Here is a 20,237-nt window from a genome sequence, read left to right as displayed (position 1 = left end):
TAGCCGAACCCTGCTGACAGCTCTATGTCAGGACAAGGGAGGCTGGAGATAGAAACTGCGGGCATCCACCAGGAGGAGATGCGTTGAAATCGGCCGTGACTACGCTTAGTTCTCCGGGCATGACGCTGCCCCACCCCACCGCCGACCAGATCAGCCTGCCGAACGTGCTTGCCGTGCTCGGCGATCCCACCCGGCTGGCCATCGTGCGCTATCTCGCCAGCAAGGAGGGCGTGCCGCTGAATTGCAGCCAGTTCCTCGATCTCGGCTCAAAGACCAATCTCAGTTACCACCTGGCCAAATTGCGCGAGGCCGGCGTCACCCGCACCGAGGTCGTCGGCACCAGCCGGCTGATCACGCTGCGCCGCGACGATCTCAATGCCCGCTTTCCGGGGCTGCTCGATAGCGTCATTGCCGCTGCCGTCGATGACCCGGCACTACCCGCGGTCGGCGCCTCCGAGATCGAAGTCCGCGCCTAACACCACTCCGGGACCGCCAGTTAAGGAGCGGATTTCTCAGAACCTGGGTTCCTCGCCCCACAAAGTGGGGAGAGGTGTCTCGGCGAAGCCGAGACGCAGAGGGGCCTTGACGCTCTCCAATCGTTCAAAGAAGCTTCATTTTGTCTCGACGCGGCTCTGCGAAGCCCCTTCTCCGACCGCGGAGCCTGTCCTCGGGCTTGCCAAAGGCAAGACCCGTGGGCCGCCACCTCTCCCTCGCTTCGCGAGCGCGAGGAAACACTGCCCTGCCAACGGAGCTTCCCATGCGCATTGCCGTTCTCGCCGATATCCACGGCAACATCCTCGCCCTGGACGCCGTTCTCGACGATCTGCGGCAGCGCGGTAGTGCCGATCTTATTGTCAATCTCGGTGATTGCGTCTCCGGCCCGCTCTGGCCGCGCGAAACCATGGAGCGGCTTGAAGCGCTCGCCCTGCCGACGGTGCGCGGCAACCACGACCGCCGCGTCGCCCGCGACACCGCCGATGAAGCCATGTGGCCGTCCGACCGCTATGCACAGGAACGGCTGACATCGGCCCAGCGCGAGGCACTGTTGGCCTTGCCGCTCACACTGGAGATCGCCGCAGCCGTGACCGCCTTTCATGCCCGACCCGACCATGACGAAAAATACTTGACCGATACGATGGCCGACGGCCGGCTGGTGCGCGCGCCGCTGGTCGCCATCAAGCGGCGGCTGGCCGCGCTCGATCCCGCTTGCCGCATCGTGCTGTGTGGCCACAGCCACCGCAGCGAACTGATCCGTATCCCCGACGGCCCGGTGGTCTTCAATCCGGGCAGCATCGGCTGCCCCGCTTATGGCGACGACACGCCACCGGCGCATGTCTCCGAGCAAGGCTCTCCGCATGCACGCTACGGCATCGTCGAATTGGGTGGGCCGGGCCGCTCCGACCGCTTCGAGGCCATCGCCGTCGACTATGACCATGAGGCGGCAGCGCGGCAGGCCGAACAGGCGGGACGGCCGGAATGGGCCTACGCGCTGCGCACCGGATTTATGTCCGGCTGAACGCAACGCGTTCATGTCAGGCTGAACGCAACGCGTTCATGCCGCCCGGATTGAACGAGGAACGAGTTCATTACCCCAGGCTGAACGCGCAACGCGTTCATGCCGCACGCTGAGCTTGCGCATGCCGTGGACCGAACACCATTCCCCAGCCGCATTTTCCGGCTTACATAGCGCCATGTCGTCGCTTATAAAATCGTCCTGGAATGCGGTGGCGATTCGGTGCCTGGCCGCGCCTTCGGAAATGCTTCTATCGCCCACGGCCAAAATGATGAGGCGCACAGTTACGCTCCGAACGACGCTGCTGATTGCCGCCCCTCTCCTGCTGACGGCCCTGCTGCCGGCCAGGGCCGAGGAAGCGCCGGTCGTCTCCATCGTGACCGATCTCGCTCCAGGCGATCTCCTGAACGTCCGCGCCACGGCATCGGCGATGGGCAAGATCAAGGCTCGGCTGCCGAATGGTACGAGCGTGAACAATCTCGGCTGCAACGACGTCAATGGCCACCGCTGGTGCAAGGTTGCAGAAATCGACAACCCGCAACTGGCGGGATGGGCTCCCGCGCGCTACCTGAACCCCGAGAATCCGGCGGCCGTTTCGGACATCGAAACGACCGGCGAAAACATGACCGCGGCAGCCGGCGACTCGAACCCGGCAACTGCAGATCAGCCACCGCCGGACCTGACGGCGCGCCTGGATGCGACCGGTCGCGAACCCACGATGACTGCCGTTGAGGCAATCGGCAGGGTGGCCATCGAGGATGCTTACCGCCTGGCGCTTTTTGCCAGCGAAAATCCTTCGGCCGGCGAGACGCAGGCGCCCGCGGCAGCGGACAAGCCCATCCGCAATCGCGCCGCCAATGCGGCGCCTCCGGCCAACGCGCAAACCGTTGCGCGGCTGCAGCCGCCAGGCAGGCCCGCGCCGGCCCTGGGTGCCCGCAACGAGATTCCTTGCGCGCGCCATGTCGGCCAGCCGATGACCAGCTGCAAGGCGGGCGTTGTCCACACGGGCGACGAAGCCGAGGTGACCGTGACCTGGCCCGATGGCGGCACGCGCGTCATCAGCTTCCAGGCCGGTCGGCCCGCCGGCTCGAATGCATCAGGTGAATTCCGCTACACCCGCGAGGGCAGCCTGAACATCATCCGTGTCGGCGTTGCCGAACGTTTCGAGATTACCGACGCCCTGGCGCTGGGGGATGAGTGGCTAAGGGGAATAAGGCAGTAGGGCAGTAGGGCAATATGTTAAAAGGGCGCTCGAACCCTACTGCCCTACTGCCCTACTGCCCTACTGCCCTACTGCCCTACTGCCCTACTGCCCTAGCTCGCATTTTAGGGGGTTACATCAAGCAAAACTCTTCCCTATAAGGCCCTCCTAGCCTGATACCAGAATCGCGAGCACAACCGGCCGGGTCTTCCCGTCCGGTTTTTCGTGCAAGCCGCCTGCCGAACGGACCCTCGATATGCCAAGACGCACCGACATCAAGTCGATCCTGATCATCGGGGCCGGCCCCATTGTCATCGGTCAGGCCTGCGAATTCGACTATTCCGGCACCCAGGCCTGCAAGGCGCTCAAGGAAGAGGGTTTTCGCGTCATCCTGGTCAATTCCAACCCGGCCACCATCATGACCGACCCGGAACTGGCCGACGCCACCTATATCGAGCCGATCACGCCGGAAGTGGTGGCCAAGATCATCGCCAAGGAGCGGCCGGACGCGCTGCTGCCGACCATGGGCGGCCAGACCGCGCTCAACACCGCACTGTCGCTGCGCCGCATGGGCGTGCTCGAGCGCTACAATGTCGAGATGATCGGCGCCGATGCCACGGCAATAGACAAGGCCGAGGACCGGGCGCTGTTTCGCGAGGCGATGAAGAAGATCGGCCTGGAAACGCCGAAATCGATGCTGGCCAACGCCACCGACGTCAAGAATGCCGACCGCAAGACGCATGAGGCCGAGCGCGCCGCGTTGAAGGCCGAGAAGCCCGAAAACCTCGACGCCGCGCTCGACGCACTGGAAACGCGCTGGAACCTCGGCGAGGGCGACCGCAAGCAGCGCTACATCAGCCATGGCATGGCGATCGCCGCACAGGCGCTCGACCATGTCGGCCTGCCCGCCATCATCCGCCCGTCCTTCACCATGGGCGGCACCGGCGGCGGCATCGCCTACAACCGCGCCGAATTCTACGAGATCGTCCAGTCCGGCCTCGACGCCTCGCCGACCACCGAAGTGCTGATCGAGGAAAGCGTGCTCGGCTGGAAGGAGTACGAGATGGAGGTTGTCCGCGACAAGGCCGACAACTGCATCATCGTCTGCTCGATCGAGAACATCGACCCGATGGGCGTGCACACCGGCGACTCGATCACCGTCGCCCCTGCCCTGACCTTGACCGACAAGGAGTACCAGATGATGCGCAACGCCTCGATCGCGGTGCTGCGCGAGATCGGCGTCGAGACCGGCGGTTCCAACGTGCAGTTCGCCGTCAACCCGGCCGACGGCCGCCTGGTGGTGATCGAGATGAACCCGCGCGTCTCGCGCTCGTCGGCTCTCGCCTCCAAGGCGACCGGCTTTCCGATCGCCAAGATCGCGGCAAAGCTCGCCGTCGGCTACACGCTGGACGAGCTGGAGAACGACATCACCGGCGGCGCAACGCCCGCCTCGTTCGAGCCGTCGATCGATTACGTCGTCACAAAAATCCCGCGCTTTGCCTTCGAGAAATTCCCCGGCGCCGAGCCGGTGCTGACCACCGCGATGAAGTCGGTCGGCGAGGTCATGGCCATCGGCCGCACTTTTCAGGAATCGCTGCAGAAGGCGCTGCGTGGGCTTGAAACCGGCCTGACGGGTCTGGACGAGATCGAGATCCCCGGCATCGCGCACGGCGCGGCCAGCCACGCCGACGACCGCAACGCCATTCGCGCTGCCCTCGGCACGCCGACGCCCGACCGGCTGCGCATGGTGGCGCAAGCGATCCGCATGGGCACCTCTCTGGAAGACGTGCACGCCATGTGCAAGATCGACCCGTGGTTCCTCGAACAGATCGCCGGCATCCTCACCATGGAAGCCCGCATTCGCGAGCACGGCATCCCCCAAGACGCCGCCAATCTGCGCATGCTGAAGGCGATGGGTTTCTCCGATGCCCGCCTCGCGTCCCTGGTCAGGAAAGACGTCGAAGAGGTTCAAAAGATACGCGAAAAGCTCGACGTTCATCCGGTTTACAAGCGCATTGATACTTGCGCCGCCGAGTTCGCCTCGCCGACCGCCTACATGTACTCGACCTATGAGGTGCCCTTCGCCGGCGCGCTCGCCAACGAGGCGCAAGTCTCGTCGCGGAAAAAAGTCGTCATCCTCGGCGGCGGCCCGAACCGCATCGGCCAGGGCATCGAGTTCGACTATTGCTGCTGCCACGCCGCCTTTGCGCTGCGCGACGCCGGCTTCGAGGCGATCATGGTCAACTGCAACCCGGAGACCGTGTCGACCGACTACGACACCTCGGACCGGCTCTATTTCGAGCCGCTGACGCCGGAGGACGTTTTGGAGATCCTGCGCGCCGAACAGGCGTCGGGCGAACTGGTCGGCGTCATCGTCCAGTTCGGCGGCCAGACGCCGCTGAAGCTGGCCGATGCGCTGGAGAAGGCCGGCATCCCGATCCTCGGCACCTCGCCCGACATGATCGATCTCGCCGAAGACCGCGACCGCTTCCAGAAGCTGTTGCACAAGCTCGGCCTCAGCCAGCCGAAGAACGGCATCGCCTATTCGGTCGAGCAGGCCCGCCTCGTCGCCGGCGAGCTCGGCTTCCCGCTGGTGGTGCGCCCGTCCTATGTGCTCGGCGGCCGCGCCATGCAGATCATCCACGACGAGAGCATGCTGCAATCCTACCTGCTCGACACCGTGCCCGGCCTGGTGCCGGAGGACATCAAGCAGAAATACCCCAATGACAAGACAGGCCAGATCAACACACTGCTGGGCAAGAACCCGCTGCTGTTCGACACCTATCTCTCGGGCGCCATCGAGGTCGATGTCGACTGCCTGTGCGACGGCAAGTCGACCTTCGTCTCCGGCATATTGGAACACATCGAGGAGGCCGGCATCCATTCGGGCGACAGCGCCTGCTCGCTGCCGGTGCACTCGCTGCCGTCGGAGCTCGTCGACGAGTTGGAGCGCCAGACGGCCGCACTTGCCCGTGCGCTCAATGTCGGCGGCCTGATGAACGTGCAGTACGCGATCAAGGGCGGCACCGTTTACGTGCTCGAGGTCAACCCGCGCGCGTCGCGCACCGTGCCCTTCGTCGCCAAGACCATCGGCCGCCCCATCGCAAAGATCGCCGCCCGCATCATGGCCGGCGAGAGCCTGGAAGACGCCTTCGCCCATTACGGCGCCATGCCCGACCCCAGAAATCCCGGCCACATCGCGGTCAAGGAAGCGGTGTTCCCCTTCGCCCGTTTCCCCGGCGTCGACATCCTGCTCGGGCCGGAAATGCGCTCGACCGGCGAGGTCATGGGGCTCGACCGCGACTTCGCGCTGGCTTTCGCCAAGAGCCAGCTGGGAGCGGGTGTTGATCTCCCCCGCGCCGGCACGCTGTTCGTCTCGGTGCGCGACGAGGACAAGAAAGGCATCCTGCCGGCGGTCAAGCGCCTCGCCGGCCAGGGTTTCAAGGTAATGGCCACCTCGGGCACCGCCCGCTTCCTCGCCGAGAACGGCGTCGCCGCCGAGAAAATAAACAAGGTGCTGGAGGGCCGCCCCCACATCGAGGACGCCATCCGCAATCGCCAGGTGCAGATCGTCTTCAACACCACGGACGGGCAAAAGGCGGTGTCGGACTCGAAATCGCTGCGCCGCGCCACGCTGATGCAGAAGGTGCCGTATTACACGACGCTCTCGGGCGCTGCGGCAGTGGCGGAGGCCATCGCGGCGCTAAGGGCGGGGAGCTTGGAGGTCAGGCCGCTGCAGGAGTATTTTGCCTAAAGCGATTAGCTGATCTCCCCCCAAGTGGAGGAGATGGCCGGCAGGCCAGAGGGGGGCGCTGTCCCGCCGACGCCGCGATTTCTACAGCACCGTGATCCGTCCAGGGCACGCTGTGCCGCCGCCGCTCAGTTGAGAAACCCAATAAACCGTCCGGCGAACAGCACCGACGTCCACAGCACCAACGACAGCACCGCCAGCACAGGAGCGACCCCGCCGGCCGGCTCGTCGCCGCCTTCGCGGCGCATGAAGACCAGGAAGTTGGCGCCGGCGAGGAGTATGAGCGTCATCTTGGTGAGGAAAATCGGCATCGCCGCATACTCCCTCGCCCTCACTGAAAAGAGCAGCGACCCGGTGACAAGCGCGCCGGCGAACGCGGCAAATGCGGTGCGGCGCAGCAGCGCGATGAACGCTGCGTACGGCAGCGAGCGGAAGGCGCCGAGGATCCTTAGGTCCATGAGCCAGACGCTGGTTAGCAGCGCGCCGATCGACATGATGTGCAGCGCATTGACTATGGGATAGGCGACGAAGGAGGCCTTCAGTGCCCTTACAATGGCGAGTTGCTCAATGCCGGCGAGGAACTCGTCCATTCACGCAGGCGGCACGCGGTCGGGATAGACATCATACGCCTTGTCGCCGACTATGACGCGGGATGCTTTCATCCACTTCTCGGTCTCGTCGCGCGAGCGGTGGCCGATCGCTGTCACCTCGTCGCCGACCTTGGCGACCTCCTCTGTGAAGCCGGCGGCAATGGTGCGGGACGGCGGCGCCAAATCCACCCGCCAGACCTCTCCGTCGGCGTCGACATCCAGCGTGGCGTGCGGATTACCGATATAGATGGCCGTGATCTTGCCCCGGAGTTCAAAAAACCCATCCTGGGTCCACGACCAGCCGTGATGGGCGTAAGCTGCGGTGCCAGCGGCAAGGATCACTGCCGCTGCCAGCGTGACGCTCCGAATCCGGTTGAAAGGTGACTGCATCGCTCGCCTCCTCGGCTCATCCCGCCAATCGAGACTAGGTCACGGCGCGACAACGTCAAATCACATCGATGCGAAGGGCATCGGCCACGCGATCGATTGTCGAAGCCGGCGCGCCGCCCCTGAACCCCCTGCCGGGCACCACACGTCAAACATTCCGCAGCAGGCGCCGCCGGCGAAGCTGCCAATCTCCCCCCTTGCGGGGGGAGATGCCCGGCAGGGCAGAGGGGGGTACTGTCCCTCCGACCTGTCAACCGATTATAGCCACGCCCTCAGGCTGTTTCCGGTTGGGGATGGGTTAAAATCGAGAGGTGGCGATCCTTCCCACCCCCCTCTCTCCTGCCGGACATCTCCCCCCGCAAGGGGGGAGATTGGATGCCGCGCTGGCTTTCGCCAACCACCAACGCTGAAAGGCAGGGCGGTGAGCGGCAGCGCCAGCTCCCGAAGCGATTGCCCTGCGGAATGAACGGTCCGGTCTTGCTTATGACATCCATGCACGCCATGTTCGGCCCCTACCGCCGCTCTTCTTCTCCATCGGATGAAGGTCGGAGACTCACATCTGAACGAGGCAAATTATGAGCAGTATGAGAGACCGTCAGGAAGGCTTCGAAAAGAAGTTTGCGATGGACGAGGACACGAAGTTCAGGGCCATGGCGCGCCGCAACAAGCTGCTCGGCCTATGGGCCGCCGAAAAGCTCGGCAAGTCAGGTGAGGACGCCGACGCCTATGCGAAAGAGGTGGTGCGCGCGGACTTCGAAGAGGCCGGGGACGACGACGTGTTGCGCAAAATACGCGCCGATTTCGACGCGGCGGGCGTTGCCCAGTCGGATGTTCAGATTCGCGGCGTCATGAACGACCTGCTGGCGACGGCGGTCGAGCAGATCAAAAACACCTGATAGCAGCTCCAGCTTAAAGCGTCGCACGCGCTTTAAGCTCTCGTTTATGCATGTCGTTATCCCAAAACCGCTGCGCATCTCGGGTCAGGCCCAGGGTCAGGCCCGAGGGCATGCGTTTGGGTGACGACATGCATTAGCTGTGGGCGGCCACCAGATCCTTTAGGCGCTCTTCGTGCATCCGCAGCGTCAGTAGCATCTTCTTGGCGAATTCCTTCAGCGCCGGATCTTCGCCCGACTGCGCATAGGTTGAAAACAGCGCCAGCGCCTGCTTGTGCGCCTCGGTCTGCAGGAGGATGTATTTCGCCTGGAATTCATCGCCATCGAGGTTCTTGAGCTGGTCGAGCATCGCCTGGTCTTTCGGCAGCAAAGCCGGGCCGCTCGCTGTCACCGAGGCCGTGGTCTGGCTCTGTTCGAGAGCTGCCTTGAAATCCTCGCCAGCCTTGGTGTGATCCCTAACCATCAGCGAGGCGAAATCCTTCACATCGGCGGCGACATTCTTTTGTTCGGCCAGCTTGCTGCTTTCAATCTCGAACCGGTTGGCGCTGGGGACGGTTCTGGAGAAGGTCTCGGTGTCGATCTTGGTTTGGCCGACAGCAGGTATATCGGCCGGCGTGGCGGATTGGGCGAAGGCCGCCGGCGCGCCGGCAAGCAAGGCGACCATGGCAAGCGTGAGATGCGTTTTCACAGGAAATCTCCGGGTTTGTGATCCTCAGAGAGTCCAACGCGACACCAGCGGCGAAGTTGCGCCTTTCCTTCTCCCCTTGTGGGAGAAGGTGGCCGAGCGAAGCTCGGTCGGATGAGGGGTGTTCCAGCTTGGTGGTACGCTTGCTGGAGCAGCCCATCAGCGCAGAGACGGTGCACATTTGCCCACGCCTCATTTCTTCCAGCACCCCTCATCCGTCTCGGCGCTATGCGCCGATCCACCTTCTCCCACAAGGGGAGAAGGCAAGACCTCGAGATGGCCGATGGCGCCGTCGAACTGGTCGAGCAGCGCCGTGCAGGACGGGCATGGCTGGTCGGCCCGCGCGAGCTTGGCAGTGCCGCCGCTTGTCGCCACGTCGCGCGTCTCCTGCGGGTGGCGCGGAAACATCATCGAGTAGACGATCAGCGTGTCCTTGCCGGGTGAAAACAGCTCCGACAGTTTTATGCGGACCGGCTTGCCGTCGGCGCCAAGCCCGTCGAACACATAATCTTGAGGCACCAGCCCGCCCGGCGGCAGTGCACGGCGGGCGACGGCCACATCCTCCATGGCGCGGCGCAGCTCGATTTCCTTTTGCAGCAGCGTTTCGCGGGCGGCGCGGTACTCAGCGGATTCGTTGGGAAAGGTGATCATCGTCATCTCCATCTGCCGTGCTTTGGCGGCGCGCGCTATAAACGGCAGCGCACCTTGCCTCTCAAGGACGCATGGCGAGGCAGGGTTCCGACATTTTGCACGCCTGGCCCGGCGATAAGGCCTTAACGGCTCCGCCTTCGCCAGCGACAGAGGCTACTGCGGCGGCACCGGGCAGCTCGTGTCGCCCTCCTGGCAGTTGAGATAGCCCTGAAAATCCTTCAGCCGGTCGTTGGTGAGGCTCTCCTTGCAGCCGACGATAACCATCGGATACATGCTGCCTGCCATATCGGGCGAGCCGCCCTGGAAAGCGCATTCGGCATCGCGAAAGGCGACCCAGGCGCGCTGCGCGCCGACCAGCAGCTTCTTCGTCGCCGCGTCGTCCTTCAGCCGGCCTTCGATCTGCCTGTAGGCGTGGTTGAGCTTCTTGTCGGCTTCGGTGAACGACTTGCCGGCGCATTCGTTCATGGCCGCCTGGTCCTGTGCGTCGGCGCAATCGTCGGCGCGCGCGACGCCCGCAAGAAGCGGAAGGGCGAGGATCACCAGACCGGTTTTGGCCAGACCGGTTTTGAAAAGTAAAAGCCGCATCGTGTTTCTCCGGTTTCGGTCGAGACCCCGCCCGCGGCACGAAAGCCGCAGGATCGCAGCTTAACGCCCGAACGGTTGCCGGCAAGATGCAGCCTGCCGCCTTGGTGGACACTTCGTTTCCGCACCATGCTCGCTGATCGGCTCCGCCAACCGCTCCTCACCCCGCCCAGTCAACTTCGAACATCCCCAGCCGCTCGTAGAGCCTGACGGCGGCTGCATTCTCAACCGTGTTGGTTTTGAGATCGACATGCGCAGCGCCGCGTGCGTGAAAGGCGGTGAAGACGTGCCACATCAGCGCTTCGGCGATGCCTCGGCCGCGCGCCTCGGGGTGGACGGCAAGGTCTTTCACGAACGCTCTCGTCCAGCACAGTGCCGCCCCCGCCAGCCGACCCTTGCTGTCGATAACCAGGAAACACAAGGCAGGGTCGAATTCCGCGTCGCTTGAAATGCGCGGCCACCATTCGTCGAACGGCCCGTCGGCGCCATCGTCGAAGACGGTGGTGAGCAGCGTATGCAAAGCGAGCGCGTCGGCGGCCTCAAAACCGCGCATGACAAAACCTTCCGGCCAGCGCGGCGTGGCGAGCGTGTCGTCGAGGATCTTGCGCAGCCTTATGTCGTTCGGCGCCGGCGGGCGCGGCTCAGGCATGGCGTTCAGGCGTCGGGCTGCAGGCGACGCCGACTGCGGTCGCGGCCCAGGCCGGTTTGTTCCAGCATGCCCTTGCGCTTGGCGTCGTAATAATAGCCGCTCTGGTAGAGCCGATCGGCGCGCTTGGCGTTGCCGCCGGCCACCAGCCAGGCGCCACGCAGATATTTCACCGCATATTTCAGATTGGTCTCGGCGTCGAATAACCCGCTCGCCGGCCCGTCATAGCCCATGCCGCGCGCCGTCGCATGCTTGATCTGCATCAGCCCCCAGTGGCCGCGATTGTAGGCCTTGGGATTGAAGGTGCTCTCGCGCTTGACGACGCGGCGCACCAGATCGACCGGAACCTGATAGAGGACGGCATATTTCTCGATCAGTCGCTCGATCTCGCCGCGCGGTCCCGCGGAATACTCTTTGGCAGGGCTGGTCGAAAGCGGGGCGGACGGATTCTCAGGCAGAACGTAGGCGACCCGCTGAACGCCGGGCATCGTCTTGCCTGTCTCGCCGGTGACCGGCATCGCAACGGCGGCGGTAGCATAGACAGGCGCTGTGCCGGCTGGCGCGGCATCGGCCGTCATGGCTGCAGGCGCAGTTGCGGCCAACGGGGTCGGGCCGGCAAAGGCCGCTGGCTGGACAGGCGTCGCGGCGGGATCGGCGGCCAGCGCCGCGGTCTGGACGGGCGTGACGCCGGACGATTCCGGCAGCACCGAAACCGTGTCGGGCAGCGCCAGCGCATAGCCGGCATCGCTACCAGCTGCGGCGGTTTCAGTCAGGGAAGGCACGGCCTTGGTCTGCGAGGTCGAAGTGCAGCCGCTGAGACCGGCCGCAGCGAGCATCACGCCGATCGCGCGAAAGATGATTTTTGCTGGCAAGCCGCGCTCGGGTCCGGTTCGTCTGTTAAGAAGTCCTTACACCAGCGGCTTTCCCCCGGCAATCCGCAGCCAGTTGGGATTTCGAATGGTTTTCGGGTGGCAGCAGACCCCTTGGAATGCGATATATCGTTCTCGATATGTACTGGATTGCCATTCGTTCCCAGGGAAAGGGGCACATCATGGAAGACACCTCTCAAGCCATCGCCGGCCACGCCGTCTTCGAAACCGTGATCGGCTTCATGGGCATCGCCTGGAGCGAGGCCGGGCTGACGAGGCTTTGCCTGCCCCAGCGCAGCCGCGACGCCGTGGAACGGCGGCTGCTGCGCCATGCCGGCAACGCCGCTTCGAGCGCCCGACCGCATTGGGTTGCCGAGCTGATCGCGTCGATAAAGGCCTATGCCGCCGGCGAGGACGTGGATTTCTCCGGTGTGCCGGTCGATCTCACCGGTGTCGACGATTTCCGCCTCGCCATCTACGACGCGGCGCGCAAGCTCGCCTTGGGCGAGACCACTACCTATGGCGAACTGGCCAAGCGCGCCGGCCATGCCGGGCTGGCGCGAGAGACGGGCGCCGCACTCGGTGCCAACCCGGTGCCGCTGGTCATCCCTTGCCACCGCATTCTTGCCGCCGGCGGCAAGATCGGCGGTTTTTCAGCGCCGGGCGGCTCGACCACCAAGGAGAAGATGCTGGCGATCGAAGGCGTGCGCGTCGGTCCGCCGCCCCCGGCGCAGGTCTCTTTTGGATTTTGAGGCCGGCATTGCTAGTCCGGAAAGATGCGCCGGCGGAAATGCCGGTCTGTTTCCACGCGCTTGCACTTGTAGACGATGCAGGAGTTGGTATCGGCGCTCGGCACCGAAGCGCGTGCCCTGACCTCGCCCCTGTTGCAGAAACTCTGGCTCCGCACATAACGGTCGTAGAGCGGCAGCCCCGGCGTGCGCGTCGACTGATAACGCAGGATGACGGCGCCTTCCCGTGCGATCGTCGCGCGCACCGTGCCGCAGGTCATGCGGCTCGGGTCATAGCGCGAGATCGCCTGCGCCTCGGCGGCGACCAGCGTCAGGCAGGCGGCAAACAGGACAGTTTTCATGGTCCTCTCCCCAAACAGAACCGGACGCTCGGAGGCGGCACGATCCTTCCCCGCAGCGTGCGCGATAGGCCATGCGACCCGGCGCAACGCCCGACGTTCAACGCTTTCACGCGATTGGGGCGGCCATTGGGCAGCGCCGCATCAGCGCCTTTTTTCGTGCAGTCTTGTTTTTTGCGGAGAAGCGGACTATATGAGGTCTATTGATATTTCGGCCGATCGATCCGGGCCTCGCGATATTCGCGTTTGCTGACGTCTATCTCCAAAATCTCGATACAAACCGGCTGGACTTCGGTTCAGTCAAGCTAAAGCAAACGTATAAGGACTATCGAAATGGCAACAGGTACGGTCAAGTGGTTTAATTCCACCAAGGGTTTCGGCTTCATCCAGCCTGACAGCGGCGGCGCGGACGTTTTCGTCCACATCTCCGCAGTCGAGCGCGCTGGGCTGTCGACCCTGGTCGAAGGCCAGAAGATCAACTTCGAGATCGAGCAGGACCGCCGCACTGGCAAGTCGTCCGCTGGATCTCTGAGCAAGGCAGCCTGATTTTGCGAATGGCGCGCGCCGGGCGATAGCTCGGGGCGCGCGGCAAGTCACGGATGTACTGACGGTCGCGCGAGAAGCGCGCCGGAGCGGAAAGAACCCGACAAGCCGAAGCAGCAGATTGCTGCCGGCCCGGCCAAAGCGCTCCCGATCAGGCTACCAAGCATGGGAAGGCGGGATTTTGTCCCGCCTTTTTGCTGTCCGGATTTCCGGATGAAACAGCTACCTTGGCCTTATTGTGCCAATCATGGTATTTTTAGCCGATGAGCAAGCTTGAACAGATTGAGAAATCCGTCGCCGAACTGAGCCCTGAGGAACTGAAGGCATTTGCCGCCTGGTTCGAGGCACTGAAAGCGGAGATGTGGGATCGGCAGATCGAAGCCGACGCCAAGGCTGGCAGGCTGGATAAACTTGCCGAGCAGGCCTTGGCCGACCATCGCGCCGGCCGGACCCGGTCTTTGTGAATCATGTCGCCACTCCCTTATTCTGGGAGGCTTATGCAAAACTGCCCTTGTCGATCAGAGCAAAGGCGGACAAACGTTTCGCCAAGCTGCGTTCTGATCCGTTTCACCCGTCGCTGCATTTCAAACAGGTCGGACGCTATTGGTCGGCGCGGGTTGTTCTCAACTACCGCGCCGTAGCTGTCCGTGACCACGATGACGTTGTCTGGTTTTGGATCGGCACCCACTCCGAATATGACCGCCTCCTGAAGTAGCCGTAAGGACAGAACTACCCCAGCCACTCCATCGGCACATGCCCAGGATCAGTCTCGACCCGTTTCAGCCAGGCCACCACCGCCGGGTAGGCGTCGAGCTGAAAACCGCCCATCTCGGCCGTATGCGTATAGGCGTAGAGCGCGATGTCGGCGACGCTCAAGGCCTCGCCGGCAAAGAACGCACTGCCCGCCAGATGCTTGTTCATCACGCCGAGCGCCTTGTTGCCGCGCTCCAGCGTCAGCGCCAGCCGTTCCGGTGTCGCGTCCTTGGCCCGTTCGGGAAAGGTCAGCAGCGCCTTGCGCACCGCGATATAGGGTTCGTGGCTGTATTGCTCGAAGAACAGCCATTGGTAGGCCAATGCCCGCTCGTATTTGTCGGCCGGCAGCAACCGCGTGCCTTCGGCGAGATAGAGCAGAATGGCGTTGGATTCGGCAAGCCGCCGGCCGTCGTCGAGCTCGAGCAGCGGCACCATGGCGTTCGGGTTCTTGGCGACATAGTCTGGCTTGCGCGTGTCGCCGGTGTGCGAGCTGACCTCGACATTGGTGAAAGCGATGCCGAGCTTGGCCATCAACAGGCGCGGCTTGTAGCAATTGCCGCTGTCGATCATTCCATAGAGTATGGTCATTCTTGCTCCCATCGCCGCTCCCCTCGGCGGAGCCGCCTTTACCGGCAATTATCCTGGCAGCGACGGCTTCATCCAGTGATTTGTTTTGGCGCAACCATCAGCGCCGGTGATAGATCACCCAAACAACGGCACGACGTTGTTGGCCATGCCAAGCAGCCTGTCGATGGGCAGCGGCTTCTCGTCGAAGACCGTGCCGGCCAGCGCCGGCCGGGCAAGGTAAAATCCTTGCATCAGGTCAACGCCGCCGTCCAGCGCGACGCGCAGATGCGTGGCTTGCTCGATGCCTTCGACCAGCACTTTGGCGCCGCGGTCATGCAGCGCGGAGACCAGCGGCCGGAAAAACCGTTCGGCGGCGGCATGGCGGCAGAATTCCGCGAACCAGGTGCCGTCGATCTTGACGATGTCGGGCTGGACAAGAGCGACCCGTTCTTCCGTCGAATGCCCGGTGCCGAAATCGTCGATGGCGATGCGGATGCCGTCACGCCGCATCTCGCGCGCCAGGCTGACGAGCACCTTGTCTTCAGCCGCCTGCTCGGTGATCTCGCAGACCAGCATGCCGGGGTGCAGGTCGAATTCGGCGAGACGCCTGGTCATCAGCCTGATTTCTGCCAGCGCTCGCCCGGGGTCATCGTTGATCAGCGGATTGTAGTTGAAGAACAGGTCGAGCCCGCCGACGCCGATGTTGCGGAAATTCCTGAGATGCAGTACCCGGCACATCGTCTCGACGAACAGGCGATCCGCCACGGGGATGCCCTCGAAGAATACGCGCGGCGCGACCGGCCTGCCGGCGCGGTGCGGCTCGATCAGGCCTTCGACGGCGACGGCCTTCAAAAACCTGCCGCGCGGCGCAAAGATCGGCTGGTAGGCGCTCCTCAGCCGGAACGCGCCATAGACGCCATATTCGATCCCGACTTCGTCGGCAAAGATTGCCTCGCCGACATTGCGCCGCCTGTCGGGCCGCCTGGTCATGGCACCACCTTGCGCCCGAAAGCCCGTTTCGGCCGCGGCGAAGGCGAGACGGTCGCAGGCGCCGCGCCGGCGTCAGGCGCCGTCACCGGCATCTGCCTTTCCTTGCCGAAGACTTGGCTTTCGTTGCCGAAGACGTGAAAGCTGGTCGGTGCAAGCTCCGGGCGCGCCAGCGCAAATCCCTGCACCATCGAGGCTCCCGATTTCTCGGCCAGTTCAAGCTGCCAGCCCTCCTCGATGCCCTCGAACACGGTGCGGATGCCTTGCTGTTCGAAACTTGCCACCATGGCGGTCAGCAGCGCGAAGCCGGCGCCGGACTCCATCAGTTGCATGATCCAGTGGGCATCGAATTTGACGATGTCAGGCCTGAGCTCCTTGATCCGGTTGATGTCGGACTCTTCGGCGCCGTAGTCGTCGACCGCGATGCGAAACCCGTTGGCCCTGAGCGCCTCGACGAAATTGTAGAGCGTTTCCTGCGACGCCGACTTTTGCTCGGTCACCTCGCAGACGACGCGGTTCGCATCGATCCCGGCCTCATGCAGCACCAGCCGCATGTCGCGCAGCGCGCTGTCGGCGATGCTGCGATCGGTGAACACCGACGGATCGAAGTTGATGAAAATGAATGCCTCCTGCGGCAGGCACGCGCCGGCGTTCAAAAGGTGCAGCGTCCTTGTCAGCGCCTCGATATGCAGGCGGTCGACCGTCGGACAGGCGTTGAAAAAACTCACCGGCGTCTGCGGCTCGGCGTCGCGGAACGGCCGGATCAGGCCCTCGAATCCGGTGATGGACAATTTGCCGTTGCTGAAGGCAAAAATCGGCTGGAACGCGCTTTGCAGCGTATAATTGCCCCAGACACCGCTGGCGGTGCCGTCATCGTGGCGGACGATATGGGCAAGCCCGATGCTGCGCGACACGGTTCCTCCCGTTGCGAGACTGGTGGAATGGGTCGTGATCCAGCCGACCGGAGTTTTACCGCGTGTAAGTGAATTTATTGTTGCCGGATTTGCCGGGGATTGAGGTCTGGCTCATCCGACAATGCTTGCGCTTGGCGGGATGATGCGACATGAGAGACGCCGCGGTCGGACGCACCGCCTGGCCCTACAAGGAGACAACGCCGTCATGGCCTTTCTTGCCGACGCCCTTTCCCGCGTAAAGCCTTCCGCGACCATCGCAGTGACGCAGAAAGCGCGCGAGCTGAAAAACGCCGGCCGTGACGTGATCGGGCTGGGTGCCGGCGAACCGGACTTCGACACGCCGGACAATATCAAGAACGCTGCGATCGAGGCCATCCGCCGCGGCGAAACGAAATATCCTCCGGTGTCCGGCATCGTGCCGCTGCGCGAGGCAATCGCCCAAAAATTCAAGCGAGAGAACAATCTCGATTACCGGCCGGAGCAGACCATCGTCGGCACCGGCGGCAAGCAGATCCTGTTCAATGCCTTCATGGCGACGCTGAACCCCGGCGACGAGGTCATCATTCCGAGGCCGTACTGGGTCAGCTATCCCGAGATGGTAGCGATCTGCGGCGGCACCCCGGCATTTGCCGACACCTCCATCGACAACGGCTTCAAGCTGACGGCGGCGGCGTTGCAAAAGGCGATCACGCCGCGCACCAAATGGTTGTTGATGAACTCACCGTCGAACCCGTCGGGCGCCGCCTACAGCGAGGCTGAGTTGCGCGCTCTGGCCGACGTGCTGCTCGAACACCCCAATGTCTGGGTGCTGACCGACGACATGTACGAGCACCTGATCTACGGCGATTTCGTCTTCACGACCATCGCCGAGGTCGAGCCGAAGCTTTATGAGCGCACCCTGACCATGAACGGCGTGTCGAAGGCCTATGCGATGACTGGCTGGCGCATCGGCTATGCGGCCGGGCCGGTGGCGCTGATCAAGGCGATGGACATGATCCAGGGCCAGCAGACCTCCGGCGCCTGCACCATTGCCCAGTGGGCATCGGTCGAGGCGCTGAACGGTCCGCAGGATTTCATTGCGAAAAACAAGGCGATTTTCCAGGCTCGGCGCGATCTCGTCGTGTCGATGCTCAATCAGGCGCGCGGCATCACATGTCCGTCTCCCGAAGGGGCTTTCTACGTCTATCCGTCCTGTTCCCAGTTGATCGGCAAGAAGACCAAAGCCGGCAAGCTGATCGACAGCGACGAAGCCTTCTGCTCGGAACTGCTCGAGGCCGAGGGCGTGGCGGTCGTGTTCGGTTCGGCATTCGGCCTCGGCCCGAACTTCCGCATCTCCTATGCCACGTCGGAGGCGTTGCTCGAAGAGGCCTGCGCCCGCATCCAGCGCTTCACCGCCTCGCTGACCTGATCAAGCGCATCTCGAACACCAAAACCCGGCTCGCAATCGGGTTTTGGCGGTCGGCGCCAGCCTCATCCCTGGCGACTGTGATTGGTTTCGCGCGCCGAACGAGCCTCGGCCGGCGCCAGAATGGCGGCCAGAAGCCCGGCCGTGACGAACGAAACGATGGCGGCCGTCAGCATCGCCGCATGGAAGCCCCCGGCATAGGCGGCTGCGAACAGGTCGCGCAGGCCGTCCTTGCCCATCGCCGCATCGGCTGCGAAATCGTGCCTTGAAACCGCGGCGCGGGCCACCGCTCCGGCATTGGCGACACCGGCATTTTCAAGATGCGCTGTCAGCAGGGCTGTTGCCCGCATGCTCATCAAGGCGCCGAGCAGGGCGATGCCGATGGCGGTGCCGCTCTGGCGGGTTGCGTTGATCACCGCCGACACCATGCCCGAACGCTCGCGCGGCGCAAACGACATCGCGGCAGCGCTGCCGGTCGGGATGGACAGCGCATTGCCGAGGCCGCCGACGGCAAACAGCAGGCCGATCGTCACATAGGGTGTCGAGGGTCCAACCCAGCACATGCCCAGCATGGAAAGACCGCTCGCAAGATAACCCGATGTCATCAGCGCCGAGTGTCCGTAGCGCTGACTGAGCCTGCCGATCGCCGGCGACACGACCATTTGGACAAGGAACAGCGGTGCCATGCGCAGGCCGGTCTGTGTCGGCGACCAGCCCTGTGCCTGCTGCAGGAACATCGAATAGAGGAAGACGCTGGTGTAGGAGGTGAGGCCGAGCGCGAACGAGGCGACATTGGCGACGGCAAAGCGAATGTCGCGGAACAGGCCAAGCGGCAGCATCGGCCGCGGCGTACGCGCCTCGAAGACAAGGAAGGCTGCCAGGCCGGCCAGGCCAACAACAACGGCGGTGACCGTCCGCCGATCGCCCCAACCGTTTTCGCCCGCCGAGATCAGGCCGAAGGTCAGCGCGCCCAGCCACAGAATGCTGAGTGCCAGGCCGACAAGGTCGAGATGGGCATGCTCGGGGTGTGAAGTCTCTACGATCGAAGCCGCACCGAGCGCGATCGTGGCCAGGCCGAGCGGCAGGTTGATCAGGAAAATGCTCTGCCATCCGGCGGTTTCGACCAGGATGCCGCCGACGACCGGGCCGGTGAGCAGCGAGACAGCTGCGAACGACGCCCAGCCTCCGATAACGCCGGCACGCTCGCGACCGTCGGGAAACGCCTGCGTCAGAATCGACAGCGCACCCGGAATGATCAGCGATCCGGCTATCCCTTGCACCACCCGGCCCACCAGCAGCACCGACAGGTTGGGCGCGATTGCACATATGGCAGAGCCAGCCACGAAGATGCCGATGCCTGCCAGCCAGGAGCGCTTGCGCCCGTAGCGGTCGCCGATCAGGCCTGCCGACAGCATGAAGGCCGACAGGCAAAGCGTGTAGGCGTCGATCACCCATTGCAGCCCGGCGAAATCGATGCCGAGCGCAATCTGGATCGTCGGCAGGGCGACGTTGACGATGCTGATGTCGAGCAGTGCGACGAATGTGCCGAGATAGACGGCGGCAACAAGAGGCAAGCGACGGTTCGACATGAAACCCAAACCTGAGCGTGGAAATCACCTACAATGATCAGACGCGACGGCTTTTAGGTCCGATCAACGCCGCCATACTGCTCGTCGGTCACCGTCTCCAGCCAGTCGGCATGGACGCCGTCGAGCGCCTCCTGCATGGCGATATGGGCCATCGCCGATTTTGGACCGGCGCCGTGCCAATGCTTTTCGTCAGGCGCAAACGAGATGACGTCGCCGGCCCTGATTGCCTGTATCGGCTCGCCCCAGCTTTGCGCCAGGCCGGCGCCTGACACGACATAGAGCGTCTGGCCCAGCGGATGCGTATGCCAGTGGGTACGCGCGCCGGGCTCGAAACCGACCATGACGGCGCGTAACCGCGCCGGCGCTTCCTTCTCGATGATCGGCGTCTGCCACACGCGGCCGGTGAAGTACTTTTCCGGCGCAATGACGGTCGGCACGCTGCCGCAAGCAATGATCTTCATCGACGCAAAGTCCTCAAGCTGATGGCGGATCGGTCGGCGACGACCGTTCCTTTTTGTCGCAGGAAGCGGCACTTTCATCCGATAACCATCATGGCGCAACCGCTTTTGCGGCTGTTCGGCGACGGACCCTGTCACGGCATTGACGGAAAGCCCAGGCCCGCAT

At 63.8% G+C, this 20,237-nt stretch carries 23 protein-coding genes and 1 pseudogene; 10 read left to right on the top strand and 14 right to left on the bottom strand.

Features of this window, described 5'->3' with window-relative positions:
- Nucleotides 1-119 precede the first annotated feature (119 nt).
- Together M727_RS0101380 and M727_RS0101375 are read left to right on the top strand one after the other, a co-directional pair.
- Nucleotides 120-476, top strand: coding sequence for a helix-turn-helix transcriptional regulator (locus M727_RS0101380; protein ID WP_027151146.1), 357 nt, complete (start codon nucleotides 120-122; stop codon nucleotides 474-476).
- A 281-nt stretch (nucleotides 477-757) separates the two neighbouring features.
- Nucleotides 758-1,516 (top strand): metallophosphoesterase family protein, encoded by a 759-nt coding sequence (locus M727_RS0101375; protein ID WP_027151145.1) that lies wholly within the window; start codon nucleotides 758-760, stop codon nucleotides 1,514-1,516.
- 36 nt (nucleotides 1,517-1,552) lie between these two features.
- On the opposite strand, the gene M727_RS41285 is transcribed toward M727_RS0101375, so the two are convergent.
- A complete protein-coding gene (locus tag M727_RS41285) occupies nucleotides 1,553-1,795 on the bottom strand; it encodes a hypothetical protein (protein ID WP_156941454.1) in 243 nt (80 codons plus the stop codon).
- Between M727_RS41285 and M727_RS0101370 the strand changes: the two genes are divergently transcribed.
- Together M727_RS0101370 and carB are read left to right on the top strand one after the other, a co-directional pair.
- Nucleotides 1,785-2,735: an SH3 domain-containing protein gene (locus M727_RS0101370; protein WP_036261169.1), complete on the top strand. Its 951-nt coding sequence runs from the start codon at nucleotides 1,785-1,787 to the stop codon at nucleotides 2,733-2,735. The two genes, M727_RS41285 and M727_RS0101370, sit on opposite strands and share 11 nt — an antisense overlap.
- Before the next feature lie 235 nt (nucleotides 2,736-2,970).
- A complete protein-coding gene (gene carB, locus M727_RS0101365) occupies nucleotides 2,971-6,468 on the top strand; it encodes a carbamoyl-phosphate synthase large subunit (RefSeq protein WP_027151143.1) in 3,498 nt (1,165 codons plus the stop codon).
- A 125-nt stretch (nucleotides 6,469-6,593) separates the two neighbouring features.
- On the opposite strand, the gene M727_RS0101360 is transcribed toward carB, so the two are convergent.
- Together M727_RS0101360 and M727_RS0101355 are read right to left on the bottom strand one after the other, a co-directional pair.
- On the bottom strand, nucleotides 6,594-7,055 hold the full coding sequence (locus tag M727_RS0101360) for a DUF6644 family protein (protein WP_027151142.1): 462 nt from the start codon (nucleotides 7,053-7,055) through the stop codon (nucleotides 6,594-6,596).
- Nucleotides 7,056-7,445 (bottom strand): DUF6152 family protein, encoded by a 390-nt coding sequence (locus M727_RS0101355; RefSeq protein WP_027151141.1) that lies wholly within the window; start codon nucleotides 7,443-7,445, stop codon nucleotides 7,056-7,058. It lies immediately after the preceding gene.
- A gap of 572 nt (nucleotides 7,446-8,017) precedes the next feature.
- On the opposite strand from M727_RS0101355, the gene M727_RS0101350 reads away from it, so the two are divergent.
- Entirely contained in the window at nucleotides 8,018-8,338 is a 321-nt protein-coding gene (locus M727_RS0101350) for a DUF1476 domain-containing protein (RefSeq protein WP_027151140.1), read from the top strand.
- 133 nt (nucleotides 8,339-8,471) lie between these two features.
- Here M727_RS0101350 and M727_RS0101345 read toward each other — a convergent pair whose 3' ends face one another.
- The 5 genes and pseudogenes from M727_RS0101345 to M727_RS0101325 form a co-directional block, all read right to left on the bottom strand.
- Nucleotides 8,472-9,023 (bottom strand): DUF4142 domain-containing protein, encoded by a 552-nt coding sequence (locus tag M727_RS0101345; protein ID WP_027151139.1) that lies wholly within the window; start codon nucleotides 9,021-9,023, stop codon nucleotides 8,472-8,474.
- Nucleotides 9,024-9,290: 267 nt separating this feature from the next.
- Nucleotides 9,291-9,671, bottom strand: a pseudogene (locus M727_RS35535) (DUF899 family protein); the annotation flags it as partial.
- Between the two features lie 153 nt (nucleotides 9,672-9,824).
- Nucleotides 9,825-10,256, bottom strand: a complete 432-nt coding sequence (locus M727_RS0101335; protein ID WP_027151138.1) for a lysozyme inhibitor LprI family protein — start codon at nucleotides 10,254-10,256, stop codon at nucleotides 9,825-9,827.
- Between the two features lie 157 nt (nucleotides 10,257-10,413).
- The gene (locus M727_RS0101330; protein WP_027151137.1) at nucleotides 10,414-10,902 is read right to left on the bottom strand and encodes a GNAT family N-acetyltransferase; all 489 of its coding nucleotides are present in this window, start codon (nucleotides 10,900-10,902) and stop codon (nucleotides 10,414-10,416) included.
- Between the two features lie 5 nt (nucleotides 10,903-10,907).
- Nucleotides 10,908-11,771 carry a lytic transglycosylase domain-containing protein gene (locus tag M727_RS0101325; protein ID WP_027151136.1) on the bottom strand — a complete coding sequence of 288 codons (864 nt, stop codon included), beginning with the start codon at nucleotides 11,769-11,771 and terminating at the stop codon, nucleotides 10,908-10,910.
- A gap of 179 nt (nucleotides 11,772-11,950) precedes the next feature.
- On the opposite strand from M727_RS0101325, the gene M727_RS0101320 reads away from it, so the two are divergent.
- Nucleotides 11,951-12,520 (top strand): methylated-DNA--[protein]-cysteine S-methyltransferase, encoded by a 570-nt coding sequence (locus tag M727_RS0101320; RefSeq protein ID WP_027151135.1) that lies wholly within the window; start codon nucleotides 11,951-11,953, stop codon nucleotides 12,518-12,520.
- Between the two features lie 11 nt (nucleotides 12,521-12,531).
- Here M727_RS0101320 and M727_RS0101315 read toward each other — a convergent pair whose 3' ends face one another.
- Entirely contained in the window at nucleotides 12,532-12,858 is a 327-nt protein-coding gene (locus M727_RS0101315) for a hypothetical protein (protein ID WP_027151134.1), read from the bottom strand.
- A 330-nt stretch (nucleotides 12,859-13,188) separates the two neighbouring features.
- On the opposite strand from M727_RS0101315, the gene M727_RS0101310 reads away from it, so the two are divergent.
- The 3 genes from M727_RS0101310 to M727_RS0101300 all read left to right on the top strand — a co-directional run bounded on the left by M727_RS0101310 (nucleotide 13,189) and on the right by M727_RS0101300 (nucleotide 14,113).
- Nucleotides 13,189-13,401: a cold-shock protein gene (locus M727_RS0101310; protein ID WP_023678332.1), complete on the top strand. Its 213-nt coding sequence runs from the start codon at nucleotides 13,189-13,191 to the stop codon at nucleotides 13,399-13,401.
- A 260-nt stretch (nucleotides 13,402-13,661) separates the two neighbouring features.
- Nucleotides 13,662-13,862: a hypothetical protein gene (locus tag M727_RS0101305; RefSeq protein WP_023799785.1), complete on the top strand. Its 201-nt coding sequence runs from the start codon at nucleotides 13,662-13,664 to the stop codon at nucleotides 13,860-13,862.
- Entirely contained in the window at nucleotides 13,859-14,113 is a 255-nt protein-coding gene (locus M727_RS0101300) for a hypothetical protein (protein ID WP_027151133.1), read from the top strand. The genes M727_RS0101305 and M727_RS0101300 overlap by 4 nt, the downstream gene beginning before the upstream one ends.
- 14 nt (nucleotides 14,114-14,127) lie before the next feature.
- On the opposite strand, the gene M727_RS0101295 is transcribed toward M727_RS0101300, so the two are convergent.
- From M727_RS0101295 to M727_RS0101280, 3 genes are all read right to left on the bottom strand, one after another.
- Nucleotides 14,128-14,739, bottom strand: a complete 612-nt coding sequence (locus M727_RS0101295; RefSeq protein ID WP_027151132.1) for a glutathione S-transferase family protein — start codon at nucleotides 14,737-14,739, stop codon at nucleotides 14,128-14,130.
- 114 nt (nucleotides 14,740-14,853) lie between these two features.
- Complete coding sequence (locus M727_RS0101285) at nucleotides 14,854-15,708, bottom strand: EAL domain-containing protein (RefSeq protein ID WP_027151131.1); 855 nt, start codon at nucleotides 15,706-15,708, stop codon at nucleotides 14,854-14,856.
- Nucleotides 15,705-16,619 (bottom strand): EAL domain-containing protein, encoded by a 915-nt coding sequence (locus tag M727_RS0101280; protein WP_027151130.1) that lies wholly within the window; start codon nucleotides 16,617-16,619, stop codon nucleotides 15,705-15,707. Before M727_RS0101280 ends, M727_RS0101285 begins: the two co-directional genes overlap by 4 nt.
- A 205-nt stretch (nucleotides 16,620-16,824) precedes the next feature.
- Here M727_RS0101280 and M727_RS0101275 point away from each other — a divergent pair, with 205 nt between their 5' ends.
- Nucleotides 16,825-18,027, top strand: a complete 1,203-nt coding sequence (locus M727_RS0101275; RefSeq protein ID WP_023799790.1) for a pyridoxal phosphate-dependent aminotransferase — start codon at nucleotides 16,825-16,827, stop codon at nucleotides 18,025-18,027.
- Between the two features lie 62 nt (nucleotides 18,028-18,089).
- On the opposite strand, the gene M727_RS0101270 is transcribed toward M727_RS0101275, so the two are convergent.
- Together M727_RS0101270 and M727_RS0101265 are read right to left on the bottom strand one after the other, a co-directional pair.
- Nucleotides 18,090-19,613, bottom strand: a complete 1,524-nt coding sequence (locus M727_RS0101270; protein ID WP_027151129.1) for an MFS transporter — start codon at nucleotides 19,611-19,613, stop codon at nucleotides 18,090-18,092.
- 53 nt (nucleotides 19,614-19,666) lie between these two features.
- A complete protein-coding gene (locus M727_RS0101265; protein ID WP_027151128.1) occupies nucleotides 19,667-20,074 on the bottom strand; it encodes a cupin domain-containing protein in 408 nt (135 codons plus the stop codon).
- Nucleotides 20,075-20,237 lie beyond the last annotated feature (163 nt).

It is taken from the genome of Mesorhizobium sp. WSM2561 (genome assembly GCF_000513915.1).
In the GTDB taxonomy this organism is placed as follows: Bacteria; Pseudomonadota; Alphaproteobacteria; order Rhizobiales; family Rhizobiaceae; genus Mesorhizobium; species Mesorhizobium muleiense.
This window is presented reverse-complemented; position numbering and strand designations above follow the sequence as displayed.